At 54.8% G+C, this 23,847-nt stretch carries 27 protein-coding genes; 9 read left to right on the forward strand and 18 right to left on the reverse strand.

Annotated features, from left to right (window positions below):
• Positions 1 to 12: 12 nt before the first annotated feature.
• From ABLV30_RS11710 to ABLV30_RS11755, 10 genes are all read right to left on the reverse strand, one after another.
• Positions 13 to 546: a DUF3833 domain-containing protein gene (locus ABLV30_RS11710; protein ID WP_025107997.1), complete on the reverse strand. Its 534-nt coding sequence runs from the start codon at positions 544 to 546 to the stop codon at positions 13 to 15.
• Positions 543 to 1,766 (reverse strand): cyclopropane-fatty-acyl-phospholipid synthase family protein, encoded by a 1,224-nt coding sequence (locus ABLV30_RS11715; RefSeq protein ID WP_014838292.1) that lies wholly within the window; start codon positions 1,764 to 1,766, stop codon positions 543 to 545. Before ABLV30_RS11715 ends, ABLV30_RS11710 begins: the two co-directional genes overlap by 4 nt.
• Positions 1,763 to 2,485 (reverse strand): DUF1365 domain-containing protein, encoded by a 723-nt coding sequence (locus tag ABLV30_RS11720; RefSeq protein WP_025107995.1) that lies wholly within the window; start codon positions 2,483 to 2,485, stop codon positions 1,763 to 1,765. The genes ABLV30_RS11715 and ABLV30_RS11720 overlap by 4 nt, the downstream gene beginning before the upstream one ends.
• Position 2,486: 1 nt before the next feature.
• Complete coding sequence (locus ABLV30_RS11725) at positions 2,487 to 3,746, reverse strand: FAD-dependent oxidoreductase (protein WP_265799728.1); 1,260 nt, start codon at positions 3,744 to 3,746, stop codon at positions 2,487 to 2,489.
• Positions 3,743 to 4,462, reverse strand: coding sequence for an SDR family NAD(P)-dependent oxidoreductase (locus tag ABLV30_RS11730; RefSeq protein ID WP_038424404.1), 720 nt, complete (start codon positions 4,460 to 4,462; stop codon positions 3,743 to 3,745). Before ABLV30_RS11730 ends, ABLV30_RS11725 begins: the two co-directional genes overlap by 4 nt.
• Positions 4,459 to 4,893 (reverse strand): nuclear transport factor 2 family protein, encoded by a 435-nt coding sequence (locus tag ABLV30_RS11735; RefSeq protein WP_014229099.1) that lies wholly within the window; start codon positions 4,891 to 4,893, stop codon positions 4,459 to 4,461. The genes ABLV30_RS11730 and ABLV30_RS11735 overlap by 4 nt, the downstream gene beginning before the upstream one ends.
• A 242-nt stretch (positions 4,894 to 5,135) precedes the next feature.
• On the reverse strand, positions 5,136 to 5,864 hold the full coding sequence (locus ABLV30_RS11740; protein WP_014229100.1) for a MerR family transcriptional regulator: 729 nt from the start codon (positions 5,862 to 5,864) through the stop codon (positions 5,136 to 5,138).
• Between the two features lie 101 nt (positions 5,865 to 5,965).
• Positions 5,966 to 6,310, reverse strand: coding sequence for a DUF1294 domain-containing protein (locus ABLV30_RS11745; protein ID WP_025107991.1), 345 nt, complete (start codon positions 6,308 to 6,310; stop codon positions 5,966 to 5,968).
• A 97-nt stretch (positions 6,311 to 6,407) separates the two neighbouring features.
• Entirely contained in the window at positions 6,408 to 7,595 is a 1,188-nt protein-coding gene (locus ABLV30_RS11750) for an MFS transporter (protein WP_162557675.1), read from the reverse strand.
• Positions 7,596 to 7,738: 143 nt separating this feature from the next.
• Complete coding sequence (locus ABLV30_RS11755; RefSeq protein ID WP_014229103.1) at positions 7,739 to 8,875, reverse strand: alpha/beta hydrolase; 1,137 nt, start codon at positions 8,873 to 8,875, stop codon at positions 7,739 to 7,741.
• Between the two features lie 171 nt (positions 8,876 to 9,046).
• On the opposite strand from ABLV30_RS11755, the gene ABLV30_RS11760 reads away from it, so the two are divergent.
• Positions 9,047 to 9,931: a LysR family transcriptional regulator gene (locus ABLV30_RS11760; RefSeq protein ID WP_265799732.1), complete on the forward strand. Its 885-nt coding sequence runs from the start codon at positions 9,047 to 9,049 to the stop codon at positions 9,929 to 9,931.
• 100 nt (positions 9,932 to 10,031) lie between these two features.
• Here the strand turns inward: ABLV30_RS11760 and ABLV30_RS11765 are convergent, their stop codons facing one another.
• Positions 10,032 to 10,928, reverse strand: coding sequence for a LysR family transcriptional regulator (locus ABLV30_RS11765; RefSeq protein WP_048263681.1), 897 nt, complete (start codon positions 10,926 to 10,928; stop codon positions 10,032 to 10,034).
• A 158-nt stretch (positions 10,929 to 11,086) separates the two neighbouring features.
• Between ABLV30_RS11765 and ABLV30_RS11770 the strand changes: the two genes are divergently transcribed.
• Positions 11,087 to 12,067, forward strand: a complete 981-nt coding sequence (locus ABLV30_RS11770) for a nitronate monooxygenase (RefSeq protein WP_265799734.1) — start codon at positions 11,087 to 11,089, stop codon at positions 12,065 to 12,067.
• Between the two features lie 44 nt (positions 12,068 to 12,111).
• Here the strand turns inward: ABLV30_RS11770 and ABLV30_RS11775 are convergent, their stop codons facing one another.
• Together ABLV30_RS11775 and ABLV30_RS11780 are read right to left on the reverse strand one after the other, a co-directional pair.
• On the reverse strand, positions 12,112 to 12,942 hold the full coding sequence (locus tag ABLV30_RS11775) for an oxidoreductase (RefSeq protein ID WP_048263679.1): 831 nt from the start codon (positions 12,940 to 12,942) through the stop codon (positions 12,112 to 12,114).
• A 194-nt stretch (positions 12,943 to 13,136) separates the two neighbouring features.
• Positions 13,137 to 14,162 (reverse strand): AraC family transcriptional regulator, encoded by a 1,026-nt coding sequence (locus ABLV30_RS11780; protein ID WP_025107986.1) that lies wholly within the window; start codon positions 14,160 to 14,162, stop codon positions 13,137 to 13,139.
• 837 nt (positions 14,163 to 14,999) lie between these two features.
• On the opposite strand from ABLV30_RS11780, the gene ABLV30_RS11785 reads away from it, so the two are divergent.
• The 4 genes from ABLV30_RS11785 to ABLV30_RS11800 all read left to right on the forward strand — a co-directional run bounded on the left by ABLV30_RS11785 (position 15,000) and on the right by ABLV30_RS11800 (position 17,646).
• Positions 15,000 to 15,188: a cold-shock protein gene (locus tag ABLV30_RS11785; protein ID WP_071532263.1), complete on the forward strand. Its 189-nt coding sequence runs from the start codon at positions 15,000 to 15,002 to the stop codon at positions 15,186 to 15,188.
• A 361-nt stretch (positions 15,189 to 15,549) separates the two neighbouring features.
• The gene (locus tag ABLV30_RS11790; protein WP_014838304.1) at positions 15,550 to 16,179 is read left to right on the forward strand and encodes a winged helix-turn-helix transcriptional regulator; all 630 of its coding nucleotides are present in this window, start codon (positions 15,550 to 15,552) and stop codon (positions 16,177 to 16,179) included.
• A 125-nt stretch (positions 16,180 to 16,304) separates the two neighbouring features.
• On the forward strand, positions 16,305 to 16,886 hold the full coding sequence (locus tag ABLV30_RS11795; RefSeq protein WP_032720811.1) for an outer membrane beta-barrel protein: 582 nt from the start codon (positions 16,305 to 16,307) through the stop codon (positions 16,884 to 16,886).
• Between the two features lie 196 nt (positions 16,887 to 17,082).
• The gene (locus ABLV30_RS11800) at positions 17,083 to 17,646 is read left to right on the forward strand and encodes a DUF1440 domain-containing protein (protein ID WP_014229112.1); all 564 of its coding nucleotides are present in this window, start codon (positions 17,083 to 17,085) and stop codon (positions 17,644 to 17,646) included.
• 54 nt (positions 17,647 to 17,700) lie between these two features.
• On the opposite strand, the gene ABLV30_RS11805 is transcribed toward ABLV30_RS11800, so the two are convergent.
• The 3 genes from ABLV30_RS11805 to ABLV30_RS11815 all read right to left on the reverse strand — a co-directional run bounded on the left by ABLV30_RS11805 (position 17,701) and on the right by ABLV30_RS11815 (position 18,735).
• On the reverse strand, positions 17,701 to 18,015 hold the full coding sequence (locus tag ABLV30_RS11805; RefSeq protein ID WP_004850294.1) for a PTS cellobiose transporter subunit IIB: 315 nt from the start codon (positions 18,013 to 18,015) through the stop codon (positions 17,701 to 17,703).
• A 177-nt stretch (positions 18,016 to 18,192) separates the two neighbouring features.
• Positions 18,193 to 18,384 (reverse strand): hypothetical protein, encoded by a 192-nt coding sequence (locus ABLV30_RS11810; protein ID WP_004850297.1) that lies wholly within the window; start codon positions 18,382 to 18,384, stop codon positions 18,193 to 18,195.
• Positions 18,385 to 18,540: 156 nt separating this feature from the next.
• Positions 18,541 to 18,735 (reverse strand): hypothetical protein, encoded by a 195-nt coding sequence (locus ABLV30_RS11815; RefSeq protein WP_080528763.1) that lies wholly within the window; start codon positions 18,733 to 18,735, stop codon positions 18,541 to 18,543.
• Between the two features lie 287 nt (positions 18,736 to 19,022).
• Here ABLV30_RS11815 and umuD point away from each other — a divergent pair, with 287 nt between their 5' ends.
• Both umuD and umuC read left to right on the forward strand, forming a co-directional pair.
• Positions 19,023 to 19,445 carry a translesion error-prone DNA polymerase V autoproteolytic subunit gene (gene umuD, locus ABLV30_RS11820; RefSeq protein ID WP_025107983.1) on the forward strand — a complete coding sequence of 141 codons (423 nt, stop codon included), beginning with the start codon at positions 19,023 to 19,025 and terminating at the stop codon, positions 19,443 to 19,445.
• Positions 19,445 to 20,710 (forward strand): translesion error-prone DNA polymerase V subunit UmuC, encoded by a 1,266-nt coding sequence (gene umuC, locus ABLV30_RS11825; protein WP_025107982.1) that lies wholly within the window; start codon positions 19,445 to 19,447, stop codon positions 20,708 to 20,710. The genes umuD and umuC overlap by 1 nt, the downstream gene beginning before the upstream one ends.
• 72 nt (positions 20,711 to 20,782) lie before the next feature.
• On the opposite strand, the gene ABLV30_RS11830 is transcribed toward umuC, so the two are convergent.
• Complete coding sequence (locus ABLV30_RS11830; protein WP_265799740.1) at positions 20,783 to 21,874, reverse strand: oxidoreductase; 1,092 nt, start codon at positions 21,872 to 21,874, stop codon at positions 20,783 to 20,785.
• Positions 21,867 to 22,610, reverse strand: coding sequence for a DeoR/GlpR family DNA-binding transcription regulator (locus ABLV30_RS11835; protein WP_014229116.1), 744 nt, complete (start codon positions 22,608 to 22,610; stop codon positions 21,867 to 21,869). The genes ABLV30_RS11830 and ABLV30_RS11835 overlap by 8 nt, the downstream gene beginning before the upstream one ends.
• Before the next feature lie 616 nt (positions 22,611 to 23,226).
• Between ABLV30_RS11835 and ABLV30_RS11840 the strand changes: the two genes are divergently transcribed.
• Entirely contained in the window at positions 23,227 to 23,847 is a 621-nt protein-coding gene (locus tag ABLV30_RS11840) for a LuxR C-terminal-related transcriptional regulator (protein ID WP_025107979.1), read from the forward strand.

A 23,847-nucleotide genomic window follows, 5' to 3' on the forward strand; every position in this document is an offset into this window, starting at 1 on the left:
CGTAGTCCTCTTTTATTGTGCGGTTCGGGTGAAGAAAAGGGTCACGGTGGCGACGGTAATGCCGAATTTCTTCATCTCGGTTTTGTTGAACAGGTGCGCGTCGTCCTGCAGGAACATCCAGTCGTCGAAGTGCAGTAGCCAGGTGCTACCGCTGGCCGTCACGTTCATGCTGTAGCGCCAGTGAAAAGCGTTGCCCGCCGCCTGGCCGGTCGCCACGCCGGCAATGTCGCCCGCGGTGCCTTCATAACGGTGGTCGCCGGTGCGGCGAATGCGCCATACCCGCTGCTGCTTTTCGCCATCATCGTAGATAAAGCGTTCGTGGAGCGTCAGCGTGTCGCCAACAACGTCGCCGTCAATGGCGACATGGAAGCGGCGCAGCTGTTTGCCGTTGCGATCCTGAACCATCCCCCAGGCTTCCGTTTTGCCCTGAAAGTAGTGGAAAATGTCCAGCGCCGGCTGCTGCTGCCGGTAGTCGGCCACTTCGGCGCTGCAGCCCGCCAGCGCCAGCATCAGCAGCGCGAGGCCAAGGGTCAGAATGCGTTTCATGATGTTCGCTCCGCGGTAAGCTGCACAACGCTGATGGTGCGGGCGTTAAACCCGGCTTCGCAGTAGCCGAAGTAGTAGAGCCACATGCGGCGGAAGCGATCGTCAAAGCCGAGTTTCTCAATATCCTGCCAGGCGTGGATAAATCGCTGCCGCCAGTGGGCCAGGGTGCGGGCGTAGTCCGGCCCCATATCGAACAGATCGCGCACCACAAAATCGGTGTGCCGCGTCATCAGCTCGTTCATCGCCGTGATGCTGGGCAAAAATCCGCCGGGGAAGATGTAGCGCTGAATAAAATCCACGTTTTTGCTGTAGCCGCGATAGCGCTGATCCTGGATGGTAATTGCCTGGATCGCCATTCTGCCGCCCGGGCGCAGTCGCGCCTGGCAGGTGCGAAAGAAAGCCGGCAGATAGCGTTGCCCCACGGCTTCAATCATCTCCACCGACAGCAGCTTGTCGTACTGGCCGGTCAGATCGCGGTAATCGCAGAGCAGTACCTCGACGCGATCCTGCAGCCCGGCGCGGGCAATTCGCGCGTTGGCCCACTGGAACTGTTCCTGCGACAGGGTGGTGGTGGTGACCCGGCAGCCGTAGTGGCGGGCGGCGTATTCGGCCATCGCCCCCCAGCCGGTGCCAATCTCCAGGAGATGATCGCCGGGCGTAAGCGCCAGACGCTCGCAAAGGCGCGCCATTTTGGCCCGCTGGGCCTGGGTGAGATCCTGGCCGTCGTCGGTAAACAGCGCGCTGGAGTAAAGCAGCTCGTCGTCAAGGAAGTGGGCGTAAAAGTCGTTGCCCAGATCGTAATGGGCGGCGATATTCGCCTTCGCCTGCGCGCGCGAGTTGCGGCGCGTCCAGTGGCGCAGCCGCTCTACGGGCTTGCCCAGCAGCCGGAAGCCGCGCTCCAGCCGCCCCAGTACCTGGCCGTTACGCGCCAGGATCTGCAGCAGCGGCGTCAACTGCTGGCTCTCCCATTCGCCGTCCATCCAGGCCTCCGCGGCGGCGAGGCTGCCGCCGGTCAGTAAACGCCGGTAGACGCCCGAGGAGAGCACGTGCACCTCGGCGCGCAGCGCGGCGGCGGGGTCGCCAAAGTGAAAGGTCTGCGCCCCTTCGCGTACGGTGAGCGCCCCTTCGCGAATGCCGCTCAACAGACGAAAGAGCAACCAGCGCGCGATACGCACGTTGCGTGGGATATCGGGTTCAAGCGCAAAGACTGGATCGGTCATGAACGTTCACTCCTGCTGACAGGGTGGTTGTACAGCGGCACGCGCTTGAGCCATAGCCGCAGCGCCTGCCAGTAGATCGCGAGGACGGTTTTCAGCGTCATCAGCGGAATGCGCAGCAGCAGCCCGCGCAGGCTGGCCCGCGTTAAAGGCGCGCGGCTCAGGGCCAGCGTGGCGTCGAAGACTTTCGCGGCCTGATGGTTCTCGATATGCATGTGCAGCGTTTTACCGGGACTGTTAAAGCGCCAGAGGTAGACCATATCCATCGGGTTAAACGGCGAGACGTGAAAGGCTTTCGCCAGCGGGCGCGCCCGTTGACCGTCTACCGCGTAGTAATGGCGCTCATTCCACGGCGTGTTGCGCACTTCGGCCAGCACCCAGCGCAGGGTACCGGCGCCGTCGTAGCAGTAGTAAAAGTTGACCGGGTTAAAATGAAAGCCCAGGTAGCGCAGTTGGGTCAGCAGCATGACGCGGCCATCCGGGCGCGTGCCGGTCAGGTTTTCCAGCCGGTTCAGAACCTGCGCTTTCAGCGGCGTGCCCAGCGGATAATCCGCATCATAAAAAGAGGCGGCAGCAAAGCGATTGCGGCAGATACCCGCTTCGCCGAGCCGATCCAGCTCATCCAGATCGAGCCAGGCCATAAAGATGCGATAGCGAAAGTGGTGCGCTTTCGGCTGAAGACGGCGGTGGCGTAATACGCCCTGATAGAGGCAGCTGTTCATGTCAGAGGTTCTCCGCCGCGATAATGCCGTTGACCACATCGAGGGCGCTGCGCACGCCATCTTCATGAAAACCGTTGTACCAGTACGCGCCGCAGAACCAGCTTCGCTGGCGGCCGTTAATCTCCTCGCGCCGCATCTGGGCGGACCAGCTTTGGGGATTAAATAGCGGGTGTTCATAGACCATACGCTTCCAGACGAAGCGCGGGTCCACCGGCGTTGGCGGATTGAGGGTGACGCAGAACAGCGGGGCGTCGGCAGACAGGCCCTGGAGAATATTCATGTTATAGGTGACGCAGGCGCTGGCCTGATCCTGTTCGCTCAGGCGATAGTTCCAGCTGGCCCAGGCGCGCTTGCGCACCGGCAGCCAGCGGGGATCGCTGTGCAGGACCACCTCGTTTCGCTGCCAGCCGATATCCCCCAGTATTTCGCGTTCGGCGAGCGTCGGGTCCGCCAGCATGGCCAGCGCTTCGGCAGAGTGGCAGGCGAAGATCGCCTGATCGAAGTGCTGCTCCCCCGATGCCAGCTGGAGCGTGACGCCATCCTGATGACGGATCACGTTCTGCACCGGCGCATTGAGGCGCAGGCGCAGGCGATCGCCGGACCGGGCAAGCAGGGCGCGCACGTATTCGCGCGAGCCGCCGGGCACCACGTACCACTGCGGGCGCTGGCGGATATCCAGCAGGCCGTGATTATCAAAGAAGCGCAAGAACAGCGCCAGCGGGAAGCGGCGCATCTCCTGCAGCGACGAAGACCAGATAGCGGCCCCCATCGGCAGGATATAGTGGCGTGCGAAAAAGGGGCTAAAACGGTGCCGCTCAAGGAAGGTCTGCAGCGTGGCGCCCGGGTCGAACGCTCCCGCCAGAGCCTGCTTCGCCAGGCGATTAAAGCGGACGATCTCCGTCAGCAACCTCCAGAAGGCCGGCTTTAACAGATTGCGCCGCTGGGCGAAAAGCGAGCTCAGGCTGTGGCCGTTATACTCCATCCCGCTCTGCGGATTGTGGACCGAAAAGCTCATCTGCGTTTTTTGGCCGCTCAGCCCAAGCTCGTTAAGCAGGCCCATAAAGCGCGGATAGGTGCGATCGTTATACACGATGAATCCGGTATCGATGGCCCAGGTACCCTGCGGCGTGGCGATATCCACCGTGGCGGTATGCCCCCCCGGCGTGGACGCCGCTTCGAACAGGGTCACTTCGTGTCGCCCGGCAAGGCGCCAGGCACAGGTCAGCCCGGCAATGCCGCTGCCAATAATCGCGATTTTCATGGGCGCACCATCCTGCGCAATAGCCTGCGCTGAAGTCCTTCAGGAAGCCCGGCCAGCAGACGCAGAAGCAGGCAAAAGCCCGTCGGGAAGGCGATACGATCGTGCCCTTTCGCCAGACCGCGGCGAATCGCTTTAACCGCCTGCTCCACGCTCACCTGGCCGGGCATAGAAAAATCGTTTTTACGCGTCAGCGGAGTGTCAACAAACCCCGGCGAAACGACCGTGACGGCGATCCCTCTTGGCTCCCAGTCCAGGCGCAGACTGTTGGCAAACCAGGTCAGCGCCGCTTTCGAGGCGCCATAGGCTTCGGCCCGAGGAAAGGGTAGCCAGTGCGCCATTGAGCTCACCAGCACCACGCGATTCCCGGCTGACAGCTGCGACTGAAGCGCCGCCAGGCAGTTCACCGGCCCGAGAAAATTAGTGGTGATGACCCTTTCAACCAGCCCGGCATCCACCGTTCCGTGTTCGAGATATTCGCAGGTCCCGGCGCAGAGAATGATCAGATCGGCGCGGCAGTCAGCGAGCGTCTGGCGACAGGCATCCCTGTCCGTCATATCGAAAGAGCGGACGCTGATGTGGGGACTGTGCTGCTGTAGCGCCGACAGACGCGACGGATCGCGGCCGCAGGCGATAACCCGGTGGCCGTCCGCAGCGAAGGACCTGGCGAGCCCGGCGCCAATGCCGGAGCTGGCGCCGGTGATGAGCACCGTCATCATGACCGCACCCTCCGTTTAGCGCCGCGCACCGCCCAGCCCAGCAGGGGAAGGTGTTCGTACAGCATCTCCCCGGCGTCGTAGTAGTCACGCTGGTGAATAATTCGTTCGTCTTCAACGGTGACCACCGAGCAGCCCGCAAGCTGTAGCGCCTTACCCCCGGCAAGTCTCGGATGCGACCAGTGCATGGTCCAGGCGACGGCAAAACGTTGACCTTCGCAGAGCGGGGCATCGAGGGTGAAACGGCAATGATCGACGTTGGCCAGCAGGTGCGAAAGATAACTCTGGATCGCGGACAGCCCCTGGTGTTGGCCAAAAGGATCGATCAGCAGCGCATTCGTGTGGTACAGCGCGGCCAGCGCCGAAGGCGGCTGGGTATCCAGCGTGGCGTAGTACGTACTAAAACGGCTAATGACGGATGGCGAGGGACTCATAGGTCACTTCCTGAGTAAACAATATGGCATAGTTAAAACTTACACAATTAATATTATTTGTCCAAGTTTTGACTAAAATATTTTTTATTTTCATTGATTATCAGTTGGTTAATAACATGTCTTTGAAGCATGATTTTGTGGGTGTTGGAGAGAAAAGAAGAGTCTGCGGGCTTGTGCGAAAAAAGAAGAGGGGCAATTCTGAGGGACCTGCTCGTTGCGCCACGGAGCGGTGGCGCACGCAGTTAGAGCGCAACAATCTCCAGAGAGACAACCTGTTGCTGCCAGCGTTCAACCTGTTTCTGCCGGGCTGCAGAGAGTTTACCGGTCGTCACCAGCAGCCATTTGCGATCCGGCAGGATCTCCGGCGCCAGGGTCGCGGGGGGCGAGGGAAGGATGTCGATGCGGTGGCCCTGACCGGTGCGTTTGAGCGCTTCGAGCCAGATTTCGCAGGCGTCCGTCAGGTGCCAGCCGGTGATCAGATAGTTATCGCCGGGCGCCTTTTTGTCCCCTTCGAGGCAAAAAGAGGTGTAGGCGATAATGATGCCGTCGAGGATTTCGCGCAGCGTCATGATGGCCGGTACGTTGGCGGAAACCTGGCTACGCAGCGGGCGCAGCACTTCGGTGACCAGCTCGGGGCGGGGGGATTCACGACCGGCGTCGTAAATCAGCTGGCGCAGGGATTCGATTTTCCCCTCTTTAAGCCGCTGGAGCATGTTCTCCTGCAAGGTGATCCAGTTATTCGTCCGCCGTGCGCCAGGGCGCGCCAGCAGGGGCTTTACCTGGCTGACAGGTACCCCTTTTTTTACCCAGTCGAGGATTTTAAGCGCCTGCTGGATATCGTCATCGTTATACAGGCGATGGCCGCCATCGGTACGCTGTGGTTTAAGCAGGCCGTAGCGACGCTGCCAGGCGCGGAGCGTCGTCGCGTTTATGCCGCAAAGCTGCGCAAATTCTCCGATGGAGTAGGTCATAAGGTACACCTGATAATCAACAATACTCTCAATAATATACTACGAATAGCTGCGGGTTGAGTGCATTCCACGCGTTTGCAAACCGTTAGCCTCGCCGGAACTTAGTGAAAAGAAAAAGGAGAGAACAAATAAATCGCCACCATCCCTGAGAGGCTGACGATCGTGCTGATGATGAATCGGGTTCTGAACGGCTGCTTTTGCGTTTTGTGGCGGAACAGCTGTTGGCCGGCTATCGCGCCAGCCCAGCCGCCCAGCACCCCGAACGCCAGCAATGTGGCTTCCGGTACTCTGCGCCAGGCCCTGCGCGCCGCCATTTTATCCACGCCGTAGATCGCCAGGGTCAGCGCGTTGACCAGCAGGAGCCAGGTAGCAAAGGGCCAGGCGGTAAAAATGCTGCCGACCGCTGCGAAAATCAGGAGCAAATAACAACATCGATTGAGATTTATCATATGAGCCGCGGTTATTTTTAGCGTGTATCGAAGCCGCATTATACGCATTACCCGCGGCGAGAAAAATCCGCTGCCCGCTTCGGATGGCGTGAGCTTATTGCGTCATTTGCCGGCTGGTGTACAACGTCATCCCGACCGCGGCAAGAAGCAGTATGCCGCTTAAGCCAAACGCGCTTTGCCACCCCAGGCGGTCAAATACCAAACCGCCCGTCGTCGAACCCAGCGCGATCGACAGCTGAATAACGGCAACCATCAGACCGCCTCCCGCTTCGGCGTCGTCGGGCAGCGTCCGCGCGATCCATGTCCACCAGCCGGTTGGCGCCGCGGTCGCCAGCATCCCCCACAGGCTTAACAGCACGGCAACGGTCCAGGCGTGGTGTCCTACCAGAAGCAACGTGCCGGCGATGAGGGCCATCAATAAAGGGATGGTCATTAAGGTCTGATAAAACCGGGCGTTGAGGAGTGTTGAAACGCCCAGGGTGCCGATAAAACCCGCGACGCCGATAGCGAGCAAAATCAGGGACAGGCCAGAGGCGCTGACGCCGGTCACCGCTTCCAGAAACGGCCGCACGTAGGTAAATAAGGCAAACTGCCCCATAAAGAAGAGTCCGCAGGCCAGCAGACCGATCGCGACGATGGAATGTCTGAGCAGGCGAAGCACGGAGCCGCGCGGCCGGCTCGCTTTATCGCTTTCCATCGCAGGCAGGCTGAAGCACTGCCAGATGAACGCGACTATCGCCAGCGGTACGAGGCAAAAAAAGGCGCCGCGCCAGCCGACGGTGGCCCCCAGATAGCTGCCAAGCGGCGCGGCCACGACGGTCGCCAGCGCGTTGCCGCCGTTGAAAATCGCCAGCGCGCGGGGAACCTGGTGCGCGGGGACCAGCCTGATGGCGGTGGCCGCCGACATCGACCAGAATCCCCCGATAACGATGCCAATCAGGGCTCTTCCCGCCATATAGATCGCATAGCTGTGGGCCAGCGCGACAATCATTCCCGAGACCGCCATCAGAACCGTCAGCCCCAGCAGAAGGTGTTTACGATTCAGACTTCCGGCAAGGTTAGAGATAGTCAGGCTGGTCAGCACCGCCAGGGCGCCGGAAATCGCAATGCCCTGGCCTGCCAGCCCCTCGGTGATGTTTAGCTCTCCGGCGATCGGCGTCAGCAGGCTGACCGGCAGAAATTCGGAAGCGATGAGGACAAAAACGCACAGCGTCATGGCAAAGACGCCGCCCCAATGGGCGTGCGGTTGAGGGTGTGGTGTACGACGACTCAGTGTGGACATGATAGGGGTATCTCTTTATTTTTCCGGCCAGATTCGGGTGCGGCTGGAGCGGACGCTATTCATTGAATAACGACTAAAGCGTGGGTAAACGTCATGCGCGGGCGAGGGCAAGCCGCCCGCGACGATCGGGCGGCTTCCGGCCGTTATCTCAGGTTGGTTTTGAAAAACTGTTCAAATCTGGCAAACGGGATTTTACCGGCCGCATTGTCATAGAGATCGACATGGTTCGCGCCGGGGACGATCACCAGCTCTTTCTCTTTGCTGCCGATGGCCTTAAAGGCGTCTTCGGCAAAATAGCGTGAGTGGGCTTTTTCTCCGGTCACGATCAGCGTCGGGATAGTGACTTCACTGGCATAGCTCAGCAGCGGCATATTCATAAACGACAGCGGCATGGTTGCATTCCACGCGCCGGTTGAGTTCACGGAGCGGGCGTGGAAACCGCGCGGCATCCGGTAATAGTCAAAGAACTCTTTCAAAACCGGGTTCGGGTTGGCCGGTAAGGTTTCCGGCAGAATACGATCGCCTGCGCTGACGTGACCTTTCTGATCGACATAAATATCATGCCCGCCCGGCGCGAAGGTGCCGCTTTCCGCATCCTTCCAGCGCTGCGCGTTCAGATACTGCAAGACGGCGCGGCGATCGGCGGTGGTATAGCGGTCTTTACCGTCGCCAACGCCGTGGCCCATCGCGCGGCTCATGTCGTACATGACGCTGGTGGCCACCGCTTTCACCCGGGTATCCATCGCGGCGTCGTTCAGCGCCATGCCGCCCCAGCCGCAGATGCCGAGCAGGCCAATTCGGTTGCGGTCCACCTCGTTTTGCAATCCTAAGAAATCCACCGCCGCGCTGAAATCCTCGGTGTTGATATCCGGAGAGGCGACGTTACGCGGATGGCCGCCGCTTTCCCCCGTATAAGAAGGATCGAAGGCGAGGGTGACAAAACCCTGTTCCGCCAGGGTCTGCGCATACAGACCGCTGGACTGCTCTTTCACCGCGCCGAAGGGGCCGCTGACGGCAATCGCCGCCAGCTTGCGCTCGCCGCGATCTTTCGGAATGTAGAGATCGCCGACCAGGGTGATCCCATAGCGGTTCTGGAAGGTCACCTTACGGTGAGTGACTTTCGCGCTTTCCGCGAAGGTTTTGTCCCATTTTTCGACCAGCGAAACGGGCGCGTTTGGATTGGTTGTCCCGGCATAGCTCATGGTGGTGACTCCACTTAGTGACGCGCATAGCAGCATGGCAGGCATGGCGGCCGTCAATTTTCTGGTAAACGCTTTCATTAATCATTCCCCTAAAACAGGTTCCAGATACAGGTTTCATACGGACAACGCTGCTGTGCTTTGTTGCAATGCGCTGATTATAGTTAGCAGCCAGAGTGCTGATTAGCGGGTGAAAAGTGCTAAGATTCATATCATATTGTTATAAATTACGGCGCAGGCGCGGGAGGAATCATGGCAAAACGGGAAAACTATAACGATCTGTACCTGTTTATGCTGGTGGTGCGGGAGGGCAGTTTTACCGCCGCGGCGCAGCGGCTTGGGCTGGCGCAATCCGGCGTCAGCCGTGCGGTACGTGAACTTGAAGAAAGGCTGGGGGTACAGCTTCTGGTGCGTACCACCCGTAAACTCTCGCTCACCCAGGCCGGCGAGCAGCTCTATCGAACCGTTGAATCCGGCTTTGATGCGTTAGATTCGGGGCTTTCCACTCTGGCGTATTATCGCAACACCCCCACCGGTACCGTCCGCATCAATGCCAGTCAGCACGCCATTGATAAAGTGCTTCTGCCAAAGCTTTCGGTGTTCAAACAACGCTATCCCGATATCCGGCTGGAACTCATCAGTGAAAGCCGGTTTGTCGATATTATCGCGGAGCGATTTGATGCCGGGGTGCGTCTGGGGCCGGAAGTCGGCGGCGGTATGGTCGCGGTGCGCATTTCACCCGATATGGAGATGGTCGTTGTCGGCACGCCCAAGCATTTTCGCCGCTACGGTTTTCCGCAAACGCCGGCGGACCTGGTGGTTCATCCCTGTATCGCGTACCAGTTTGGCGACGGGACTATTTATGCCTGGGAACTCAATCAGGACGGTAAAAAAATCACCCACCGGCCGCAGGGACAGTGGGCCTTTGCCGACAGCTATATGGAAGCGAAGGCCGCCCGGCTGGGGTTGGGGCTGGCCTATGTCCCGCAGGAACTGGTTGCCGATGACTTAGAGCGAGGCGCGCTTATCAGAGTCCTGCAGCGTTACAGCCAGCGGCTGGAAGGCTCTTTTCTCTATTATCCCCATCGTAATGTGTCGCCCGCGCTGCGGGCGGTGATAGACACGCTGAGAATCTGAGCAAGCAGGACCCAGAGTGGGGCGCGGATCGTTGACTGGGTTTAAGGCAGTAACCGCAAGCATTTATCAATCATTGTGGTTTTTCACGGGGATGAGTGCCTTAATCCCGTTTTTCCAATAAGCTTTCTAACCACTCGGTAAACACCCGCACTTTGCGTGAAAGATGGCGGTGCGGATACAGAAGTGACAATTTGCGATCGGGGGTAGGGTTGTCAGGTAAGACTTCCACTAACAGGCCGCGATCGAGATAAGGCTGTAAAAAAACGTTCATTCCCTGGACTAATCCCAGCCCTGCCAGGCCTGCCGATAAATAGGTTTCAGAGTTATCGATGACCAGCTTGCCGGGAAGCGTCATTTCAACTGTTCCTTCTGGCGTAGAAAACGTCCACGGCATAATTTGTCGGCTGCTGCTGTTAATCCAGTTGATGGCCTGATGCTGCTGTAGATCCTCCAGCGTTTGCGGCACACCGTGGCTGGCAATATAGGACGGGCTGGCGCAGGTCGTCATTTTAATATTGCCTAACTTACGGGCGATATAGTCCCCGTCGTCCAGTTCCCCCACCCGCAGTAAGCAATCAAGACCATCGCGCAGCATATCCCGGCGGAGGTCTGAGCTACTGAGGATGATTTCGACGCCAGGGTGCTGGCGATAAAAATCAGGCAGATGGGGGACGACCAATAACGTCGCAAAAGCGACGGGCATATCCACGTGAAGCTGGCCGTGCAATACGCTATCGCTCCCAAACGACTCCAGCAGCGCATCTGCCTGGGCCAGTAAAGGTTTACTCTGCCGATAAAACGCTTCGCCGTCAGGCGTCAGGTTGATGCGCCGCGTTGTTCGCTGCATCAAACGCGTGCCGCAGTGCTGCTCAAGCAGCTGCAATGCCTTAGTGACGGCAGGACGATGAATCTGCAGGTTCTCCGCTGCCTGAGTAAAGCTACCGGACTCGACAATTTCAATAAAAATGCGAATCGATTCAAAGAGGTTTATTTGCATAGCGGGCTTCTTTTGCCGGGATCGGGATATCACATTGTTACTGATTTTATAATAGTGATGCACTTTTTTGGCTATTTTTCTAAATAATATAACGTCCTACACTCCTTCCATCATGAAACTGAACCGCTCCATAGCGCTATTGTGAAGGATATTACTCCATGAAAAATAACCGAATCTGCCAGATCCTGAATATAGAAAAACCTGTTATTCAGGGGCCGTTATCGTGGTTGACCGATGCCCGTTTAGTCGCCGCTGTCAGCAATGCCGGCGGGCTTGGTGTGCTGGGGCCGAATGCCGGTTTAACCGCTGAGACCGAGGTGTCCACGCCGGAAGAAACCGCTGAAAAAATGCGTGAAGAGATCCGCAAAACCAAACGGCTGACCGAAAAACCTTTCGGCGTGAACCTGATCCCCGCTGCTGAAAACGATATCTGGACCCCGCCTATTTTGCAGGTGATAAAAGAAGAGGGCATCAGGGCCGTGGTGTATACCGGCTACGGTGAAGGGGCGCTCATACCGGCGCTGTTCAACGAATTAAAAGAGGCGGGCATTGCTATCATCTATCGCGATATTAACCCGACGCCTGAAAATACCCGCCTTGCTGAAGAAGCGGGTGCCGATATCATCGTCGCGACCGGCTTTGATGAGGGAGGTACATTGCCGGGGACCGCGCTGGGAACCTTTTCTATCGTGCCGCTGATCGCCGATGCGGTGAAGCGTGTTCCGGTGATGGCCGCGGGCGGTATTACCGACAAGCGCACCGCCAGAGCGGCGCACGCGCTCGGCGCTGAAGGGATATTTGCCGGTTCGGTTTTTATCGCGACGGAAGAAAGCAGAGTGCCGCGGTCGGTCAAAAATAAAATTATTGCCGCCAGTGGCCTGGATTTGCTGCTTTTCCGCACGCTGCCCCATTACTATCGCTCTCTGCCGGGCAAACTGGCCGAAAAACTGGTGGCGATGGATAAAGCCGGCGCCAGCAACGAGGCGCTCGGTGAAGCAATGGGGGGATTACGCGGCCTGCGCGTCGGCATGCTGGAAGGCAATGCCGATGAGGGCTATATCGCGCTCGGCACGGGTATCGGCAGCATCCGCAGCGTCAAAAGCGTAGCGGAAGTGGTCGACGCGTTAACCGTGAGTTAGCGCTCCCCAAGAGACGCAGGCCGTTCAGCTAAATCATCCGCTTGTTAGCGTGTCTGACTGAGAATAATACGGTCGAATATACGGTCGCCCAGCCAGACGCGCAGACAGATAAGCATTTTTGCAAACTTACCCGCGGCATAGCGCGTACGTGGGTTCTTACTGTTAATGGCGCTTGAAACGACATCCGCGATAACCTTCGGATCGCTGCCTGTCCCGTGCCCGTAAGTTTTTTTGATCGACGCGGCCACCATTTTCACCAGTTGGCCATAGGGGCCACTGTGTGAACGTTTGACGATGCTTTCGCTGGCAGCATCACCGAAGCCTGTCTCTATCACCCCCGGCTCGACGATCGTGACCTTAATCCCAAATCCGGCGACCTCCAGGCGCAGGCAGTCTGACCATCCTTCGAGCGCGTGTTTTGTGGCGTGGTACCAGGCACCAAGGATGCTGTACATCTTCCCTCCCATCGAGGAGATGTTGACAATATGCCCGCTACGTCTGGCCCGCATTGCAGGGAGCAGTAGCTGCGTCAGCCGTGCGGCACCAAAGAGGTTAACCTCAAATTGATAGCGTGCTTCATCAATACCGATCTCTTCTACGGGTCCATACAGGCCAAAGCCTGCATTATTGATCAGGACATCCACTCCCCCGGTTTGCGACAGAATGGCGTTTACACAGGAGACAATCTCCTCATCCCTGGCTATATCCATCCGTAACGGCTGTGCGCCAAGTTCGGCCAGATCGGCCATTTTATCGATGCTACGGGCGGCAACATATACCTGGTAACCATCCTGAATCAGGCGACGGGCAATAGCTTTGCCCATCCCTGACGATGCGCCGGTGACCAGCGCGGTTTTCTTTTCCGGAGCGAACATAAGGACCTCGTTTCATGGACTGGCTACAGTTTGCCTGCAGACAGGCTCTTTTCATCTGGCCTTATGCGCCAGTACGCTTGCTAACGGCGCCATTCGCTTCAGATCAGAAAGGAAGCCGCCTTTTGTGGAAACGACAGGAGGTAACGCGATTCTTATGGCAAGTCGGTGCTTAACAACCGCGTCATCTCGTTTGTTTAACCTGAGGAGTTCTTTCCATTAAGACGCATGCTCCCTCTGACGGTTTCCGGCGTCTGTCCGGTCCAGGCCATAAATGCGCGATAGAAGGAGTTTGGATCTTCAAAGCCAAGCAGGAATGCAATCTCATAGCCGGAGAGATGGGTATGACTCAGATAGTGCCGCGCCAGATTCTCCCGGCAAATATTGACCAATGTACGAAAATTTCCTCCCTCACTTTCAAGTCTGCGCTGAAGCGTACGTTTGCTCATACCGAGACGCTCCGCCGTTTTCTCAATAGTGGCTTCGTTACCGGGAAGAAGCTCAAGAAGTACCGCCTGTACGCGTTCAGTTGTTGAGGCCGTTTCATCTAACGTGCTGAGACGGCGGCGCAGCTCTGGTTCAAATATTTGCCACATTCCTTCGTTCACCGTTAAAAACGGGCGGAGAGCATCAGCGGCGGAAAAGCTGATGGCCGGTTTTTCTCCATACGCTACGGCGGTACCGAAAAAGCGGGTAAGGTGGCCGTCCTGTATTCTGGCGGGAAGCTGAGGGAGCGTGACTTTCACTGCTGTGACCGGTTCGCGAGTGGCAAGTTTTAGCAGCCGCAGTAAGAAAGCAAGTTCTGCTATCTGCAGGGACGGAGGAATGTTTGTCGCTGACAGCCAGCGCGGTGAAACGGTAAGGATGCCGCTGTGTTCTACAACTATTTCCAGAACCATTGGGGCAATGAGTTGCTTATATCTGGCCAGTCGCTGAACTGCCTGCATCATGTTGGTGCTGCATAGTGCGGCGAAAAGCGGGGGATCAAAGATTTCAGCAGAGACTCTTTCTACCAGTGGTAAGGGAAAAGCAGGATCGTTTGTTTCTACCTCAAGGGCGCGCCAGAAACGAATATACTCCTCGATATTAAGGCCGCGCTCTGTCCTCGAAAACGTGTCGTCGGGCAATCCTGCTTTGCGTAGTAGATGTTGAGGCTCTAAACCCGCATCTTTTAGCAGCGCTTTCCAGCCGATATTGAGAGAGAAAGTACGGTTATGTGCCATTGTCAGGTTTCCGCAGGATGAGTGTTGTCAGGGAGCGAATCTTTTCCCGGAGAAGAGCATAACGTTTCAATCCTGGCGGTAACATTCATAAAGCGCCACAATTGTGGCAAATCACGCCAAATGAGAGGCGGCTGTACACCTTCCCTGAGTCATTGAGTCATCCATGGGCGGCCTCTCCAGCCTGGGCCCTGGATTCATTCGCGTTACCAGCTCGCCAGCTGGCGAACATCGTGGCGTGAAAATAAAGCTTGCTATCAATCGCCATCTGTGTGATCAATAGCAAGTTGATTTACTACACAGATGCGGTAATAAACGGTTTAGCGAAGCAGTTCTCATCTCAAGCGTTATCCATAGATAATCCTTCTTTAGACTCTCCTTATCGTGATTAATTAAGCTCTGTGACGCGAATAATGTTAAAGTTTTTTGAACCTGCGACAACGATGACGGTCTAAACCCGAGTAGACAGGCTCAGAAGCTGGCGCAAACGGTGATAGTGAAGGAAAGTCCTTGTATCTCCCGTTTAGCGTGAAAAGTGCATAAGAGATAGCGTTATCCCAAAGCACACGATTATTTTATTGAAATCTACCGAACATTACGTGCCCTCGGGCAAACTAAGAAATTAACAACATTAAAAAATCGCTGGTGCAGTAATAGAGTTCAGTCTGAAGTGCGCTTCAGATGTTTCTATAAGAAGTAATGACAATGATGTCATTGTTATTCTCAACCATTCAGAGCAGCGTTTTACGCTGTGACAGAAAAGCCGGGAAGGCGTTTTCTGTGAAATATGGCTAAATGTCCCTGCGGTAGAGAATGTTGTAGCAAAAAGAGGCTAACATCATGATTGACCACATTCATTTCAGATGCCCATGCTGTCATGGGTCACAGTACAGAACATCCACCTACGATGTTTCTGAAAAAAATCCGTTTGGCGCGAAATGCATTTTTTGTAAATCCGCAATGATTACATTTGATAACATCGCACCGCATATTTCCAGAAACTCGGCATCGCTGGCGTTACGGAAGTAAGAAAAGGCCCCGAAAAGGGCCTTTGATATCTGCAAATACCCTAAATAATTCGAGTTGCTTAAAGGCGGCCAGGGCGTGAGCTTCAAGAAGCATAGATAACGCCTTATCCCGGCGGCCCGTAAGGGCGAGGCTCATGGATGAACCGAGTAAACACATAAGCCGCTTGAAGTATGACGGGTATAGTAAGCATTATTACCATTTTGATCGGGCTGCCTGCGGGCAGCTTTTTAGTTTGTTTAAATTTAAATCACGCCGTACTTTTCTTCTCTTTGCCGATGTGCGTCAATGCGCAGCTACGCAATTCTTACGGAAATCTTGTTGCGTTCTATAATTCTTAAACCAGAACTAATCAGGTATTTCTATGCATATACTACCGCCCGTCCGTCCGGAAGAGAGTATCCAGCGCTTAACGGCGCTCCTGACGCCAATTGCTGAAAAAATGGTCGTTGTGCCGCGGAAACGCATGACCTGGACGCATAAAAATCAACCGCAGTTGTTCCTTTTCCTTGACGGCGAGCTCTCCATACTCCGGGCCTCGGACGGTCTGTTGATTGTCACGGTTTACCACCCACACCTGTTTGGTATTGCCGAGATGATCCAGCCGGTACGCGGCCATCAGCTGCGTGCGGAAACCGAATCGACAATACTGCGCGTTGATGCGCAAAAAGCGATGGAAGCCTTTCGCCAGCACGGCGTTTGGGAAGACGTCGCCTCACTGTTGTCGTACCACACGGCTTATCTTTTCTATCGCGACGCGCTCGTCGTACAGCAGCGAACCTACGCCGTTATCCGCAATCATTTGCAGGAAATGGGCCAGCTACCCGAAGAGACCCGGATGCGGGTCTCTATCCTGGATTATATCCAGGAACGTACGCACTTATCACGCAGCAGTGTATTAAACGTGTTGTCGGCGTTAAAAAGTGGTAATTATATTGCTTTTAAACGTGGAGGGTATTTGACGGGGGTGAATAAATTACCCGAGCGTTTTTAGCGCTGGCAGTTTGTCCAAAATTAAATAATAAAACGATTATCAGCGCGACGCTAATATTCTATTGTAGGCCCACTTAACTTTTGACGATGACATTTATTCGACAACGGGTCGACAATGGGATGATTATGAAGAAGACGCTTATTACGTTAATTATTGCTCATACTTTTACGGCGACTGCCGCTTTTGCTGCTGCGGAGACTGGAACCTGGTACGCGGGGTCTAAATTTGGCTGGTCGCACTACGGCGACTCCAGCACCGATCGGCAAGTCGATGTTGACCGTGATAACGTCGGCGGCGGTGTGTTTACCGGCTATCAGATTAACCCCTGGCTGGCGGTTGAAGGTGGATATGACTATTTAGGGAATATGGGCATCAATGGTCGCCATGGCGCAGCCGGTTCGCAAATGAAAAGTCAGGGGCTACAGCTTTCGTTGAAGGCCAGCTACAGCCTGACCAGCGACTGGGATCTGTACGGCCGGGCCGGCCTGATGGGCTACCGTGCGGAATCCGATGTGAATGGAAAAAATCGATTTGATACGGGCGTGCGTCCGGTGCTGGCTTTCGGTACCGAATATGCCTTTAATGACAGATGGTCGGGGCGCCTGGAGTACCAGTGGGTCAACAATGTGGGTAACGAAAACCAAATTGGCGTGAGCAGCGATGTGAGCTCCGTGATGGCCGGCATTAGCTACCGCTTTGGGCAATAAACGCATCGTACGGGAAGAGTCTCCTTTGAATAAAAGGGGCTCTTTATCTGCTAATGGTATACCTATGGTCATAATTACAGTATAGAACTGGTAGCCACAGGACCCGATAAAGTGTGATCGTGATCAACATTGATAATCGCCAATGCCTTTAAATATGATACAGGGAAAATAAATGTAATATATTAATGGTGATTTTATGGCAATTAAGGATTTTTTTAAACAGACCACACCTGGACGCCGTCGTTATGGCGTAGCATTATTTGTCGGGGTAGTGGCAGGGATTATGTCGGCATTTGTTAAATGGGGCGCTGAAGTTCCTTTACCGCCGCGTACTTTCTCCGGTGGCAGAGATGAATTTAACCCACCTTATCTTTTCTTACGCGACTATCTGGGCATTGACCCGACGCATACGGTTTATACTTTTTCCGAACACATCATCAATCCGGTGATGGTTACGCATATTATATTCTCATTGGTATTTGCCGTTGGCTATTGTGTCGTCGCGGAGGTCTTTCCGAAAGTTAAATTATGGCAGGGGGTATGGGCCGGGATTGTCGCAACCATCGCCGTACACTGGATTTCCTTTCCGTTACTGGGCCTGACCCCCTCTTTATTGAATATTCCTGCCGATGAATATATTTCGGAACTGGTGGGGCATATTTTTTGGTTCTGGGCCATTGAGATGATTCGTCGCGATCTTCGCAACCGCATCACCCACGAACCGGACGCTGAAGTGCCTCTTGACGCGCCGTTCAGATAATTAATCCCCACAGAGCCCGCGATCTCGCGGGTTGTGTGGGGCGGGACGTAGAGATCAGGACAGAGATGAAGGCATTGTATTCAGCGCGAAGTTGAGGATCTTCTCGCCATCAAATGAGGCATAGGGCAAGCTTTCAATCACGGCAATTTCTTGTGGTAAATGCAGTGCGCTAATAAATTGTTCAACCTTATACTGGATATGCGGTGCAACCAGTACGCCATCATAGGCAGGCGCGACGCTAAAGAAATTTTCAACCCCAACGGCGCTGATTAATAAATCTAATTGCCGATCGTCAGCAATTTTTTGCATTTTGCGGGCAATAATCCCTGCCGTTTCGCCAAACAGACAGCATATTAATAGTTTTTTCACGATTTAACCCTCGGTGAGATAGCGAAGCTACACTATTCCTCCTTTACTCACGAAAATGCGCGATGTATCAATATTTGAGGTTAATTTCTGCGGATATTTTTATTATGACGGAGAGCATCACAGATGCGAAAAACGTATGCCTCTGTGATGCTGTGAATGGCAGGGATGACTCTCAGGCTACCTTTTTTTACGTGAAATCAGGAAGCGATCGCCGGCTCGCGTGAGCTTCGTTCCATTTGTACAGTACTCGATAGCAAAATTAAAAAATTCATCAGAGTCGAGCTCGAAATCCAGTTCGAGTTTAATGGCGTCGCCGGACTGCAGAAGCTGCTTTGCCTGTTCCAGATTGCTGGCTTTTACTGTTCCCATCTCTTCACCTCGTTTTAGCGCTGGTGGCGTCCGGGGGCTATCCTACAGGCTTTGTTTTACGATCGCGTGACACGGCTTATTATTTGCGCTTTCTGCCGTTCGCCAACCGTTGCCATCGCTATGGATAAGCCGATAGCGATGGTCCGGGGTTCAATCTCAGTCGACGTTATTGAAGTAGTCCCGCGCCGCCGCCTCAACGTTCTTTGCCTCAATGCCCGTTTTCTCGGTGATTGAGGCAATAAACGGCTTGAACTTCTCCATCATCACATGACCTCCGTCCCAATGAGCGACATAAAAACGGCACTGATAACGATAAAAGTGGAGAGTTTTGTCTCCTAACGTGTAATACATATGAATCTCCGGTTCAGTATGTCGGGTGGACAACAACAAGCGATGAGCAAAGCACGCATCAACGGATTCTATCCTCCTCCCAATTTGCGGAAATTTCCAGCATGCCGTACAAAACCATCTGGAATACGTAGGGAGAGGCATTCTCCAGCCCCGTGCTATGCAACGCCTTACGCAAAATTCAGCGCAACTTCAACGGCTTCACGCCAATCTCCGACAGGCGACTTGAAAAACTCAGATGAACTATCGATACTGTATAAAAACACAGTATTATAACGGGTGAATCTATTATGTTGTTCTATGAACCGGTTGAGTTGCGTCAGATTGTGTCGATTCCGCTGTTTAGCGACCTTGTCCCATGCGGTTTTCCCAGCCCTGCGCAGGATTATATTGAGAAGGGGATCGATCTCAATGAGCTTTGTATCAGCCATCCCGCGGCAACCTATTTTGTTATGGCGACAGGCACCTCAATGGTGGATGCCGGCATTTATGAAGGTACGCTGCTGGTGGTGGATCGCGGCCTGAAAGCGAAACATGGGGATATCATCATTGCCTCAGTCGACGGTGAATACACGGTTAAGCGTCTTTGTACGCACCCCATCATGCAGCTCTTGCCGATGAACCCGGATTTTCCGCCAATTGTGCTGCGCAACGACGGTGAAGCGCTGGAGATTTTTGGCGTTGTCACTTTCAGCATCAACAGGCTCCGCTGATGTTTGCCCTGGTCGATGTGAATTCATTTTACGCCAGCTGTGAAATAGCCTTTCGCCCTGACTTACGCGGGCATCCGGTGGTGGTGTTAAGCAATAACGATGGCTGCGTCATCGCCAGAAACCACGAGGCGAAACTGCTGGAAATTCCAATGGGCGCGCCGTATTTCAAAGTGAAATCACAGTTTGAACGTCATCAGGTAGCGGTGTTTAGCAGCAACTATGCCCTTTATGGCGATATGTCCCATCGCGTCATGACGATTCTCGAAGAACTGGCGCCCGCGGTGTATCAATATTCCATTGATGAAGCGTTCGTAAATTTGACCGGGATCCATCGTTCTGAGGAGCTTGAGGCGTTTGGTCGCCACGTGCGTAGTACATTACTCCAGAGTACCGGCTTGACGGTAGGGGTCGGGATCGGGCCGACGAAAACCCTGGCCAAGCTGGCGAATTATGCGGCCAAAAGGTGGCCAAAATTCGAGGGCGTTGTCGATCTCTCATTGCCGGCCAGGCAGAGAAAACTGCTGGAGAAGGTTGCCGTCGGTGAAATCTGGGGAGTGGGGCGACGCATTGCGAAAAAGCTCAATGATATGGGGATTACGACGGCTCTTCAGCTGGCCGAGACGCCCGCTCCGCTGATCAGAAAACATTTCAGCGTTGTAATGGAGCGCACCGTGCGGGAGCTGAGAGGCGAGCCGTGTCTTGAACTGGAAGAGTATATGCCGACTAAACAGCAAATTATCTGCTCGCGTTCCTTTAGTCAGAAGGTGATTGAATACGGGGCGATGCGCGAAGCCGTCTGCAGCCATGCGGTCCGCGCCGCCGAGAAGCTGCGCGCGGAGCACCAGTACTGCCGCTATGTTTCGGTCTTTGTGAAGACCAGTCCGTTTGCGGGTCATGAAGTCTATTACAGCAAAGACGCCGGCACGAAAATCCACATCCCGACGCAGGATAGCCGGGATATCGTCGCTGCGGCGCTAAAATGCCTGGATACTATCTGGCGGGAGGGATGCCGATATCAAAAGTGTGGCGTGATGCTGGGCGATTTCTTTAGCCAGGGAGTGGCGCAGTTAGGCCTGTTTGACGACTATCAGCCGCGAGCGAATAGCGAACAGCTGATGACGGTGCTTGATTTAGTGAACCGACGTGAAAAAGGCCAGCTCTGGTTTGCCGGGCAGGGAATCGAGCGCAGCTGGGAGATGAAACGGCATATGCTGTCGCCAGCCTACACCACCCGATTCAGCGATTTGCTGCGGGTGAAATTGTAGGCTGGTATGAAAGGGAGTGGTTATCCGGAGCGGCGCTCCGGACGACAAACCGTCAAACATATCGCGCAGCGCTTATTTCAGGCCCGCCAGTTCATCGGCGGTCAGCGCTAAAGTTTGCGTTGTCCCGCTTTCGGCAGACTGCGCTGCGGCTTCCAGTACCGCCATGACGGCGAGCGCTTCTAAGGGCGATACCGGGTTGCTGATTTTGCCGGTCAGCGCATCGCGGACGTGAATATAGTACTGGCGCTGATCGCCTCGTGGCGCGCTGATTTCACTGGCGCGCAGGTTGGCATCAAACACCACCAGGCTATCGTCGTCTTCGCCCCAGCTTTCGCTGCCCGGGACCACGCCCGCCAGCAGCTGGCTCTCCTGCTGGTCAGCGCGTTGTTTGACGACGCTACCTTTATCACCATGGACGGTAAAGCGGGATACGCCGCCCGCGACCAGCATGCTGCAGTGCAGAACCACTTTGTGCTGCGGATAGTTCAGCACCACGTGCGCCCAGTCGTTGATTTCCGCGCCTTCACGCAGGGTGGCGATATTCCCCTGCACCGACTGCGGCAGGCCGAACAGCTGCAGCGTCTGGTCGATCAGATGTGGACCTAAATCAAACCACAGACCGCTGCCCGGTACGTTCTGCTCCCGCCAGCGGACGCGCACTTCCGGGCGGAATCGGTCGAAATGGGATTCAAAATGTTTAACTTTGCCGATGAGCTCCTGTTCGATAACCTGCTTCACGCCCAGATAATCGCTGTCCCAGCGGCGGTTATGGAATACCGACAGCACCCGCTGTTTCTCTTCCGCGAGGGCAATCAGTTCGCGAGCCTCCTGCATATCGAGGGTAAAGGGTTTGTCGACGACAACGTGCTTGCCGGCGTGTAAAGCCAGACGGGCAAGCGGAGCATGGGTTGCGTTAGGGGAGGCGATAACCACCAGATCGACATCCGGATGCTGGATGGCCTCTTCAGGCGATGCGATGACGGTGACGTCTGGCAGGTCACGTTTCACTTTCTCTTCATCACGCGAGGCGACAATCGCCAGATTCAGGCCGTCGACGGACTGGATCAGCGGGGCGTGAAAAGTTTTGCCGACGAAGCCGTAGCCAATCAGGGCAATATTAATGTTCTTACCGGTAGTCATAAGCATCTCCGCGTTATTAAGCATCAGCGATATGGAGCTGTATTGAGTCGTTATCCTTCAGTTCGTCCCAGGGGCGATCGAGGAAAAGCTGATGGATGTCGGCGAGTCCGGCAACCAGCCAGGGCTCGCAGTGATTCAGTTTCATATGATCGGCAACCAGCCAATGTTCCGCGCTGGCCGCCAGCATGGCGCGCTTGACTTCAGCATCCGCCTCCTGACTGGCGCTGAGGCCGAGGTCGGCGTGGAGCGCGCAGGTGCCGAGAACAGCGATATCCGCCCGATAGCGTTCCAGCAGCGAAACCGTAGCGCTACCGGCAAACAGGCGCTGCTGCATATCCCATTTCCCCCCCAGCAAAATAAGCTGAATATCCGCACGGGTGCTGAAGTGCTGGGCAATATCTAAAGAGGGGGTGATGACCGTCATTGGCCCCTGTATCTGGGTGGCGACGGCCAGCACGGTGCTCCCGGCGTCAAGAAACAGCGTGGATCCGCCGGGGATCTTCTCCGCCACCATTTTACCTAAGCGCTTCTTGGTATCCGGTAGCAGGGTGTTCCTGTTCTGCCGATTCATGGCGGAGAGATTGAGCGCGATAGCGCCGCCGTGGTTTTTCTGGGCGAGCCCCTGTTTTTCGAGGTCGCTAAGATCGCGGCGCAGCGTATCTGCAGAAACCTGCAGTCTGTCTACCAGCTCACTGATCGTGATCTGGCCTTTTTCACTGAGAATATCAATAAGATATTTTTGCCTGGCCGTTTTATGCATCGTTTGAACCCGCAAAATGCTGCAATAACTTGCATAATACAGCATTTTGCGGAAAAAGAAATCTTCACAACGCGCGGCCGCGGGGATGAGTTAATAAAGACTTTTATACGGGATGGCTTGATCAAGGGCTGAAGTCACCGTTTGAATCCACCTGACGTCGAGGCGATAAGTCGGGATTGCAGAAAAAGACAAGCGATGAATAGTCTAAAATGATACCGAGAAATAACTTGAGTTAATGAGCGTGTTTATATCAAAATTCACTATCAGCAGCGATAGCGCTGGTTTTTGCTAGCGCTTCGTCGTGAGCTGGACTTGCTGGCGACGGTCCGGTTGGCAGAAATATAATTCATATGGATGGCATGACGTTTTCTCACTATTTCCGTTTGGGTTGAATGCTGAAAATATTAATCCCGGATGGGCACCTCGAAGTTAATTGGTGAGGGGAATGCCCGTCACGCCAGATAGCTATTTTACTTAAAGTTCGTTGAGTGCCCGTTCTCAGGTCAAAAAATAATGTTTATTTATATCGTGTTTTTTAAAACGACGATAGCTGTACTGTGCGTATCGTTAGCTATCTGGATAATACTTGATTTACTTTCGTCAGCAGGCTAAATCGATGTTGAATATTGTTATTAAAAATAATAACCAGTTCTTTAATTTGGGATTTCATTTTTTATTGCAAGCGCTCTTCCCGGAATACTCGTTCTCTACACAGGTCACCGCATCGCTTAACGAAGAGCTCGTGCGTGATGCAGACGTCGTCGTACTGGATTTATGTCGCGGAGAAGAGTTCGTATGTCATCCAGAGTTGTTAAATCGTAAACCGGGATTGCTGATCGGCGTGGTTGCCAGGCTAAATCATCGAGGGAGAGGCGCTTTGCCGCTCTGCTTGAAGGAGATAGTTTTTGTTGGGCGCGATGAGAAGCTCTCTCAGGTTATTGCGAAAATTAAACTTTCATGGGTTCTGACGCCTCCGTCAGCAAAAGAAAAGCTGGCGCTCCGGTGCGATAGTTGCCCGCAGAGGACGCTTTCCCCGCAGCAGAGAATCATCGCGGCGGCAATTTATCAGGGGTTAACGGTGAACACGATTGCCAGAAAGCTATCGCTTTGCAATAAAACGGTTTTTGCCCACAAGCGTCTTATTATGTCTAAATTCGATCTACGCAATGATTTAGACCTCGTACTATTGCTGCGTCATCTGGATAACGCACGCCGGGTTGCGAAAGATAATTCTTAA

The organism is Klebsiella sp. CN_Kp113, assembly GCF_040064585.1.
GTDB classification, from domain to species: domain Bacteria; phylum Pseudomonadota; class Gammaproteobacteria; order Enterobacterales; family Enterobacteriaceae; genus Klebsiella; species Klebsiella michiganensis.

Bases quoted from the DNA above. Each gene is read 5' to 3' on its own strand.
- ABLV30_RS11790 (WP_014838304.1), top strand. From the start codon at position 15,550: ATGCATATACTACCGCCCGTCCGTCCGGAAGAGAGTATCCAGCGCTTA.
- ABLV30_RS11725 (WP_265799728.1), bottom strand. From the start codon at position 3,746: ATGAAAATCGCGATTATTGGCAGCGGCATTGCCGGGCTGACCTGTGCC.
- ABLV30_RS11835 (WP_014229116.1), bottom strand. From the start codon at position 22,610: ATGCATAAAACGGCCAGGCAAAAATATCTTATTGATATTCTCAGTGAA.
- ABLV30_RS11710 (WP_025107997.1), bottom strand. From the start codon at position 546: ATGAAACGCATTCTGACCCTTGGCCTCGCGCTGCTGATGCTGGCGCTG.
- ABLV30_RS11800 (WP_014229112.1), top strand. From the start codon at position 17,083: ATGGCAATTAAGGATTTTTTTAAACAGACCACACCTGGACGCCGTCGT.
- ABLV30_RS11715 (WP_014838292.1), bottom strand. From the start codon at position 1,766: ATGACCGATCCAGTCTTTGCGCTTGAACCCGATATCCCACGCAACGTG.
- ABLV30_RS11730 (WP_038424404.1), bottom strand. From the start codon at position 4,462: ATGATGACGGTGCTCATCACCGGCGCCAGCTCCGGCATTGGCGCCGGG.
- ABLV30_RS11780 (WP_025107986.1), bottom strand. From the start codon at position 14,162: ATGGCACATAACCGTACTTTCTCTCTCAATATCGGCTGGAAAGCGCTG.
- ABLV30_RS11775 (WP_048263679.1), bottom strand. From the start codon at position 12,942: ATGTTCGCTCCGGAAAAGAAAACCGCGCTGGTCACCGGCGCATCGTCA.
- ABLV30_RS11755 (WP_014229103.1), bottom strand. From the start codon at position 8,875: ATGAAAGCGTTTACCAGAAAATTGACGGCCGCCATGCCTGCCATGCTG.
- ABLV30_RS11830 (WP_265799740.1), bottom strand. From the start codon at position 21,874: ATGCTTAATAACGCGGAGATGCTTATGACTACCGGTAAGAACATTAAT.
- ABLV30_RS11735 (WP_014229099.1), bottom strand. From the start codon at position 4,893: ATGAGTCCCTCGCCATCCGTCATTAGCCGTTTTAGTACGTACTACGCC.
- ABLV30_RS11795 (WP_032720811.1), top strand. From the start codon at position 16,305: ATGAAGAAGACGCTTATTACGTTAATTATTGCTCATACTTTTACGGCG.
- umuC (WP_025107982.1), top strand. From the start codon at position 19,445: ATGTTTGCCCTGGTCGATGTGAATTCATTTTACGCCAGCTGTGAAATA.
- ABLV30_RS11785 (WP_071532263.1), top strand. From the start codon at position 15,000: ATGATTGACCACATTCATTTCAGATGCCCATGCTGTCATGGGTCACAG.
- ABLV30_RS11765 (WP_048263681.1), bottom strand. From the start codon at position 10,928: ATGCAAATAAACCTCTTTGAATCGATTCGCATTTTTATTGAAATTGTC.
- ABLV30_RS11815 (WP_080528763.1), bottom strand. From the start codon at position 18,735: ATGTATTACACGTTAGGAGACAAAACTCTCCACTTTTATCGTTATCAG.
- ABLV30_RS11840 (WP_025107979.1), top strand. From the start codon at position 23,227: ATGTTGAATATTGTTATTAAAAATAATAACCAGTTCTTTAATTTGGGA.
- ABLV30_RS11770 (WP_265799734.1), top strand. From the start codon at position 11,087: ATGAAAAATAACCGAATCTGCCAGATCCTGAATATAGAAAAACCTGTT.
- ABLV30_RS11740 (WP_014229100.1), bottom strand. From the start codon at position 5,864: ATGACCTACTCCATCGGAGAATTTGCGCAGCTTTGCGGCATAAACGCG.
- umuD (WP_025107983.1), top strand. From the start codon at position 19,023: ATGTTGTTCTATGAACCGGTTGAGTTGCGTCAGATTGTGTCGATTCCG.
- ABLV30_RS11720 (WP_025107995.1), bottom strand. From the start codon at position 2,485: ATGAACAGCTGCCTCTATCAGGGCGTATTACGCCACCGCCGTCTTCAG.
- ABLV30_RS11750 (WP_162557675.1), bottom strand. From the start codon at position 7,595: ATGTCCACACTGAGTCGTCGTACACCACACCCTCAACCGCACGCCCAT.
- ABLV30_RS11760 (WP_265799732.1), top strand. From the start codon at position 9,047: ATGGCAAAACGGGAAAACTATAACGATCTGTACCTGTTTATGCTGGTG.
- ABLV30_RS11810 (WP_004850297.1), bottom strand. From the start codon at position 18,384: ATGGGAACAGTAAAAGCCAGCAATCTGGAACAGGCAAAGCAGCTTCTG.